Annotated in this window: 7 protein-coding genes and 1 pseudogene; all 8 read left to right on the top strand. The window is 38.7% G+C overall.

Annotated elements, in window-relative coordinates:
• Nucleotides 1-663: pseudogene (locus V7L31_RS32340) on the top strand (hypothetical protein); the annotation flags it as partial.
• A gap of 870 nt (nt 664-1533) precedes the next feature.
• Entirely contained in the window at nt 1534-2301 is a 768-nt protein-coding gene (locus V7L31_RS32335; protein WP_334700021.1) for a COG4705 family protein, read from the top strand.
• Between the two features lie 228 nt (nt 2302-2529).
• Nucleotides 2530-3273, top strand: a complete 744-nt coding sequence (locus V7L31_RS32330; protein ID WP_334700020.1) for a COG4705 family protein — start codon at nt 2530-2532, stop codon at nt 3271-3273.
• Nucleotides 3274-3309: 36 nt separating this feature from the next.
• Nucleotides 3310-3984, top strand: coding sequence for a response regulator transcription factor (locus V7L31_RS32325; RefSeq protein WP_334700019.1), 675 nt, complete (start codon nt 3310-3312; stop codon nt 3982-3984).
• A gap of 152 nt (nt 3985-4136) precedes the next feature.
• A complete protein-coding gene (locus V7L31_RS32320; protein ID WP_334700018.1) occupies nt 4137-5390 on the top strand; it encodes a sensor histidine kinase in 1254 nt (417 codons plus the stop codon).
• A gap of 500 nt (nt 5391-5890) precedes the next feature.
• Entirely contained in the window at nt 5891-6364 is a 474-nt protein-coding gene (locus V7L31_RS32315; protein ID WP_334700017.1) for a DUF2808 domain-containing protein, read from the top strand.
• Between the two features lie 392 nt (nt 6365-6756).
• Nucleotides 6757-7665, top strand: coding sequence for a class I SAM-dependent methyltransferase (locus tag V7L31_RS32310; RefSeq protein ID WP_334700016.1), 909 nt, complete (start codon nt 6757-6759; stop codon nt 7663-7665).
• A gap of 59 nt (nt 7666-7724) precedes the next feature.
• Nucleotides 7725-7922 (top strand): hypothetical protein, encoded by a 198-nt coding sequence (locus tag V7L31_RS32305; protein ID WP_334700015.1) that lies wholly within the window; start codon nt 7725-7727, stop codon nt 7920-7922.
• Nucleotides 7923-8092: the final 170 nt, after the last annotated feature.

Here is an 8092-nt window from a genome sequence, read left to right as displayed (position 1 = left end):
TCAGCGATGACTAGGAAAACGTTGTGTAAACTACACACAACGTCAAACGCTTGCCTGATAAACGTTGTGGACGTTGTGGTGTATATAACCAATGGGACACAAAATGAAATTGAAGATGATCCTGCTAGAGTCCACTCCGATCAGGTACAAATCTTGCCTACTAGCGAGGGGCAAGTTCGACCCATGACAAAGCTTGAACCCCAGAAACAGCAGGAGGCGTGGCTAAAAGCAGTAGAACTTGCTGGTGGTAAAGTGCCGACAGGTAGGATTGTGAAAGATGTTGTGCAGCGCATCATGGAGCGTACCCAAGTACCCAATACCTACCAGTTGGAGGAAGTGTGCCAAATCGTAGTCAAAGACAATCCAGAACTGAGAGGCAAAGGTGGCTGTTGGGCTATTGTCAGCGCAGTGAATGACTTTAGTTGCACCGTGAGAATGTGGGATGGCGAGTACGCCGTTGGGTTGCAGCACCTGAAGTCTTACAATTACCTGCCTGCCGAGTGTGAGCAGATGCAGGTGATTTGCGATCGCATCAGTCAGGTATATTCCGATTCGCTAGAGGAGACTGTCAAAAGTCTGTTGCAGTCGTTGGGGAAGGTGAATCGGCCTTATCTTACTGCGGTGGAAGAGAAATTGTTGAGTGTTTTGGAGTTGGAAATTTAGGCTGAATCTGCAATATAGTATTAACGTACTATATTAATATTTGAAGTTTCAGCTTTTGAATATGACCGATACTAATCCCCAAGCCCTTGTAACTTCGTTCTGAGAATTTCACTTGATGATTATACTCTTTGACCAAGATCCCAAATGAATTCTATACTGCGATTGAAACAGCTTAGAGAGCGGGATTCCTGATAGTCATTTGTGTCCAAGTTAGTTGAAGTAGTTAACAAAATCTTTTCCAGTTCTTGACTTTTAATATCTACTGTTGAATTACTGACTTGAATTGCAAAAGACTTTGGCTGATGAAAAATTACCCCAAAACTATTCTGTCAACTGTTGTTGTAAGTATTTTGGCATCTGGTGGTTATATGCAAACAACGTATGCCCATCAATTACCATCTCATCTTTTAGTTAGATCACAGTCTCCTAGCGGTGTTCAAATTGCGGAAGTAGATAGCCCTCATGATCGTGATAGTAGTCATGAAGATGGGGATAGAGAAGCTAGTGATCTGAGAAGAGTGTCTGTGACAAGAACGCACAGAAGAAATCAGAATAAGTATCATTTGACACATCATAAAAAATATCATCATGCAAGGAGGCAGCATAACTAAGTTTAGAATGTGATGTCATCTGACGAATGGAGCGCTTATGAACGTAAAATCCTTGTCAGGAGTGAGATTAAGGGTGTAATGATGTGAGGTGTAGGGAAAAGGGTTGTATATTTTGTATTCTTCGTTCAGTTGTTAGTTTTGACAGTCCACCCCTTACTCTCTCACACCCTTATGCCCACAAGTCTTATACCTGATAGATTTGGCGAAAAACGCGTGCCGTCATCTTACTTCTAGCGAAAGATCGAGAAGGACAAATATTATGAAGAAGATGTTAAACAGGGTTCCAGAGGTGACAATTTACTTCTGGATTATTAAGGTTCTGGCAACCACGGTAGGTGAAACCGCAGCAGATTTTCTGTCAGCAACCCTGAATCTTGGTTTAGGTGCTACATCATACATTATGAGCAGCGTGTTACTGATTGGATTGTTGAATCAGTTGAAGCTGAAACGCTATGTTCCAGCAAGTTTCTGGTCTGTCGTAGTTTTGATAAGTATCGTTGGCACACTGATCACTGATAGATTAGTCGACGAGCTTGGAGTTAGTTTGGTGACAACTACTGTAATTTTTAGTTTTGCCTTATTGGTAGTTTTTGCGCTGTGGTATTCAAACGAAAAGACATTAGCCATGCACTCCATAAATACAGCTAAAAGAGAGCTTTTTTATTGGGTAGCTGTTTTGTTTACATTTGCCTTGGGCACTGCAACAGGAGACCTTTTAGCAGAAGCTTTGAAAGTGGGTTATGCACAATCAGCACTGATATTTGGCGCTTCAATTGCAATCATAGCAATCGCTCATTATTACTTGTGGATGAATGCAGTTTTGGCATTCTGGTTAGCTTACATCTTGACTCGTCCGCTTGGAGCATCTATAGGTGATTTACTATCTCAATCTGCTAAAAATGGAGGCTTTGGTTTTGGTACTGTCGGAACCAGTATGCTTTTTCTGTCTATAATAGCGAGTCTGGTTATTTACTTGAGCCTTAAGCAGAAGAAACCAGCCTTACTGCCGATTGACCGACAAGACTGATTAGCGATCGCCTTCTCGAACGAATGGCATTTTTCTATTTGTGAAGAGGTGATCTGATTGAAATTGGCGATTACCTAACCTATCTTTTGACTGTTCAATAGCTTTCAATGTAGTGCTTATTCCACATAGCTTAGAGCTTTTCAAAAGTGCCATTGATATCTTAGTTGTTTCTAGCAGACTGCGCTAATCTGAATTATCATGACTGACTATTTTTCTTGTGAAAAATAAATGAACAAAGTTGCAAAAGTCACAATTTACTTCTGGATCATGAAGATCATTGCTACGACGCTCGGTGAGACGGCAGGTGACTTCATATCAATGTCTCTTGGGCTGGGGTATTACGTAGCTTTTGCCATAACGTTCGCTATCCTGGCCATTCTCCTATTTTTTCAAATTCAATCCGACAGATATATTCCAGTCCTTTACTGGGTGGCGATCATTGCGACAACCACAGCTGGAACTGAAGTTTCAGACTTAATGGATCGATCTTTCGGGCTGGGCTACGCAGTGGGATCGCTGATTCTGGTAGCCGGTCTGTTGAGCATTCTTGCCATCTGGTACTACCGGGATCGAGATTTGAGCGTTTATCCGCTCATCAGGAAAGACGCAGAGACTACCTATTGGCTGGCTGTCGTGTTCTCTAACAGTTTGGGAACGGCCTTTGGTGACTTTCTGACAAGCAACTTAGGACTGAGCTATATCCAGGGCGCATTGGTGACGGTCAGCGTCATTGGTGTTGTCATCGCCCTTCATTACGTAACAAAGTTGAGCGATATTCTCCTATTCTGGCTGGCGTTCATCTTCACGCGACCCTTCGGAGCCACCTTTGGAGATTTTCTGACCAAACCAGTCAAAAATGGCGGTCTATCACTGCCAAGGGAATATGCTTCGGCGATCGCCTTTATCCTGCTAGCAGTTGTCCTATTCTTTTGGGTGCGAAAGGAGAAAAAAGTGCGTCACCCAATTGAGTGATGCCTTTAAGCAGATAGATGACCATAACATAAAGATATGAGAATATTAATAATTGAAGATGATGATCGCATTGCTAAACCCTTAGCCGAAGATTTAAAACACCAGCATCATGCTGTTGATATTGCTTGTGATGGCATTGAAGGTTGGGAATATGCCGAAGCAGGTAATTATGATTTAATTTTATTAGATTTATTGTTGCCGCGCTTAGATGGAATTACTCTCTGTAAACGGTTACGTGCTGCTAATTGTAACGCTTTTATTTTGATGTTGACAGCAAGAGATACAACACCAGATAAAATAACTGGACTCGATGCTGGTGCAGATGATTATTTAGTTAAACCATTTGAACTAGAAGAATTAGCAGCACGAATTAGAGCTTTATCTCGGAGAAGCTCAGAGACTCACCAACTAATTTTAATTCATGGTGATTTACAATTAGACCCTAATAATTATCATGTGACTTATAGAAGCAAGGCTTTATCATTAACACATAAAGAATACATGATATTAGAATGCTTTTTGAAAAATCCTACTCAAGTTTTAACTCGCTCGGCAATTTTAGATAAATTGTGGGAGTTTGATAAATTATCTGGGGAAGAAACCGTTAAAACTCACATGACAAATTTAAGAAAGAAACTCAGAGCGCTAGGAAGTTCAGAGGATTTTATCGAAACTATTTACGGTTTTGGTTATCGCCTGTGTCCTAAATAAATCCAATTCGCTTTTTCGCACATTTGCAATTAAACTCAGACAGGCACTCCGGGGTGGGGTTTTTACCTACCAAGAGAATACAAGGATTTTTTCGCGCCACTTGCGGGCGAGGTTTTGAATCTTTACTTTTTTGATAAATGTAAATTTAGCTGATGTTTGAAAAAATTCGCCGTCGTTTACTGTTGTCTTATTTAATCGTTTTATCATTAATCTTAGGTGGATTTGCAATAGCTGTTCGGATTGTCTTCACTCATAGCCTCTATAAACAACAAACACAAAAACTTTATGTCTTAGCACAAGTTGGTGCTGCTAATGCCGAGTTTAATAACGGAAAAATTAGAATTGAAAATGATTTACCTGAAGATAAATTGTTTAGAAACCATCAAGAATTAAACTGGTTTGATACTAAAGGTAATCTCATAGAAAAACAGGGACAAGATATTTTAAGTTTACCTACTCGTGTAAAAGAAGGAGAACAAATTAATCCAGTTGGTAAAAATCGCATCCAGTCTGTTACTTTAGCAATTATTAATAATGATGATAAACAATTTATTGGATATGTAATAGCCAGTCAATCTCTAGAAGAATTAGATGAAACTTTAAATAAATTAGATTTGGGGTTAGGCGGTGGAATTGTTGTAGCTTTGATTATTAGTGGTGCTGGTGGAGTTTGGCTAACTCGTCAAGCGATGCAACCAATTGAAGAAAGCTTTGAACGGTTAAAACAGTTTACTGCTGACGCTTCCCATGAACTCCGCAGTCCTTTAATGGCGATTAAAAGTAATGCAGGGGTAGCGCTCAAGTATCCAGAGGGAATGCGAGAAAGTGACGCAGAAAAATTTCAGGCTATTTCTAGTGCTACTAACCAAATGACTCGACTTACAGAAGACTTACTATTTTTAGCTCGTTATGATAATATTCCTAACCACATTAAAGAGACTGTTAATCTTAGCTCAATTTTAAATAAATTAATACAACTATATCAGCCGCAAATGAAGGCTAAACAAATTAATCTGAAAAGTCAATTGAATGAAAAGCTTTATTTGTTAGGTGATACAAATCAGATAACACGATTATTTGCTAATTTAATTCAAAATGCTATATATTACACACCGTCAAAAGGGACAGTAGAAATCATAGCCAATCGTAGTGTTTCCCATCTAGTCGTTAATGTCCAAGATACGGGTGTAGGAATTGCACCAGGAGATTTAGAAAAGATTTTTGAGCGTTTTTGGCGAGCAGATAAATCACGTGCTTATAATTCTGGTGGTTTTGGTTTGGGATTAGCTATTGCCCAAGCTATTGCTGAGAATCACGGTGGATTAATTACTGCCACAAGTCAATTAGGAATTGGTAGTTGTTTTACTGTGCGTTTATCAGTAGGTTCACTTAATGAATGTTTATAAAGCTTTTATAGTTCTACCCATCCATATAAATCCAAAGCCTGTAAACCTACGCTTAACAAATTAAGGTAAATCTTTTCGAGTTCTTTACTTTTAGTGTGTAAAGTGCAATTACTTACCAGAGATTACTGATTAATAACCATAAACCTGAGTTTTAGTTGTGCTATTGAACAATGCTTGAAAAACATAAGTAGGTGGTCGAGAAAATTTATAACTATGTCATTGCGTTGGCGTAAGCCTTCCCGCAGAGTATACAACAAAGTGGGGTGAATCAATCACAAGGTTTTCACCGCTTTTGCTTTTAGTTATATAGTTAGGTTTATTTGTGCTTACTTACTTAACTCAACATCGATCTGTTGCTTGGATCTTCGCTGCCTCTACCTTCAACGATATAGAAAGCTAATTGTAGAAGAATGTGTCAATAATGTTGTACTAAATTTCCAAGTTCTTAACTTTTGTTATACCAAGTATATTTTTCCCCTATATTTTTCAGGAATGTTAACATGAAAAAATTAATTTATGCTGTTGCATTAACTTTAGCAATTGCGTCTTTATCACCTGCTACCTATGGCACAACTATGATGAAAAATAGCAGATTTCCTAATATTTATGGGGCAGTACAATTCCCTCAAAATAAGGCAAAAGTTGTCAGACATTCTTTCCAGCTAAAAATTCCTCAAGATAGCAGAGCTTTATCCCAAATGACTATTACTGTACCTCAAGGTTTAACTGTAAAGAATGACATTAACTTATCTGACCAATCTGGTAAAAAAATTGCTGCCAATATTACTGTCAATGGTAGAACCATTACAATTGCTTTCCCTCAACAGGTAGCTCCTGAAACTGAACTCAACATTGATCTCAATCGCGTCTTAATCTCAGGAACTTCTAATGCTTGGCTCTATCCGGTTTCTGTCAGGCTTGTAGGGCTGAATGTAGATATTCCAGTGGGTGTATTTCGGTTACGAATTTACTAATAGGTGTTTTTGCTAAAAAGTTGCACAACAATTTTAGCCGTAATGGTTGTGATAAGAGGAGTATGACTGCGGGTGTCATGTGTATTAGTATTGTCTTTCTCAAGAAAGGCAGAAGGCAAAAGGGATTTATCCCAACTCTTCTTGCCCGAACCGTCTGCGCGACCGGAGGGAGTAAGGGTTTAAGACTCCCACCAAATTGAAAATTTAGTGGCTCTCTAACTCTTTGGGTTTGAATCCCCATCTGAACAAAACCTTCTGTCCTTTGCCTCCTGCCTTCTTCAAGCATAACAATTGAGTCGTTAGTATGTTTATTCGTTTCCTTGCCAGTTTTTGCTCAGACAGATGTAATCTTTTTACAAGTCTATCCAGAATTACAAATAATACTTTATTAAATGAAAAATATTGCGGAAACTGCATATTTAGTGGCAATGTATCGGGCGTTGGAAAGCGAACGTGTAGATGCACTATTTAAAGATCCATTAGCTCGTGTTTTAGCTGGTGGAAAAGGCGAAATGCTTGTTGAGGTTATAGGAGAGAAAGACAAAATTACAAATGCGATTGCTATCCGCACCGCTGTTATTGATAACTTGATTTTACACTTAGTTAATTCTAAAAACATTGATACTGTAATCAATCTGGCTGCGGGGTTAGATACTCGACCCTATCGATTACCTTTTTGTGCATCGCTTTCTTGGATTGAAGTTGACCTGCCAGAAATCATTGCTTACAAAGAACAAGTACTTAAAGATGAGCAACCTTTGTGTTCTCTTGAGCGTGTCCAACTCGATATTACTAACGTGGCATTGAGAAAAACTTTTTTCTCAAAGATTAATCTTGCAACGAGACAGGCGCTAGTGATTACAGAAGGGTTGCTATCATATCTACATGAAACGCAAGTAGCATTACTTGCAACCGATATTTATGAGCAATCTAATCTGAAATGGTGGCTATTTGAATTAGAATCATCATTAGCGTTAAAAGATTATGATCAAGTTTACGCTCGCAAAATTTTCGACCAATATTTTGGGAATGGAAATAAAACCTTGTTATTTGCTCCTGAGCAAGGGGCAGAATTTTTTCAACAGTATAATTGGAAAGTTGCAAAATCTGTATCTGCATGGAAAGAGTTACATCAACTCAACCGAGGGATAAAATTTACCTGGTTACTAGAAACAATTATGAAATGGGTTGCTAATGAATATTGGGAAAAAATTCAGCAGCAAGGTAGTGTTGTATTGCTTGAGAGAAGCCCCGCCGTTGGCGATTTAGTAAAAACAAAGGAGGTTTTTGAAAAGAGATGATTCAACAACCTCGTATTTAGTTCTTATTTTTTGACCAATATCCCCTCCAGAATAATTGTGTGACTTTTACAAGATTTTGGACAGGTTTTGAAGAAGAAATTGGACAAGTTGCAAGCTGGAATACTTATAACTTCGTAAAGGCATTAATCAAGCGATCGCTCTTTTGGAAAAAGAAAATGGACACCAATAACAGAAATGGAAGAAGAAAATGGACACAGATCCGCTTTGATACTACTTTTGGGCGACTTTTCCTTTGAACCGCATTCTTCACAAACATTGCTACCGTGCTGCGATCGCTATTAACAAAACTTTCATTTTGCATACAGGTATACCCCGGATTTCTCACAAGTGAGAAAAAATTATGGGCGTGAACAAAATTTAGGGTAATTAATTTGATACATCATCAAATTAGACGTAAGAATAGGAT

This window comes from Nostoc sp. (assembly GCF_036916655.1).
In the GTDB taxonomy this organism is placed as follows: Bacteria; Cyanobacteriota; Cyanobacteriia; order Cyanobacteriales; family Nostocaceae; genus Nostoc.
The sequence above is the reverse complement of the archived record's forward strand: the minus strand, read 5'-3'. Positions and strand labels throughout refer to the sequence as shown.

Coding starts and splice junctions, on each gene's coding strand:
- V7L31_RS32315 (WP_334700017.1), top strand. CDS start 5,891: ATGAAAAAATTAATTTATGCTGTTGCATTAACTTTAGCAATTGCGTCT.
- V7L31_RS32325 (WP_334700019.1), top strand. CDS start 3,310: ATGAGAATATTAATAATTGAAGATGATGATCGCATTGCTAAACCCTTA.
- V7L31_RS32310 (WP_334700016.1), top strand. CDS start 6,757: ATGAAAAATATTGCGGAAACTGCATATTTAGTGGCAATGTATCGGGCG.
- V7L31_RS32335 (WP_334700021.1), top strand. CDS start 1,534: ATGAAGAAGATGTTAAACAGGGTTCCAGAGGTGACAATTTACTTCTGG.
- V7L31_RS32330 (WP_334700020.1), top strand. CDS start 2,530: ATGAACAAAGTTGCAAAAGTCACAATTTACTTCTGGATCATGAAGATC.
- V7L31_RS32320 (WP_334700018.1), top strand. CDS start 4,137: ATGTTTGAAAAAATTCGCCGTCGTTTACTGTTGTCTTATTTAATCGTT.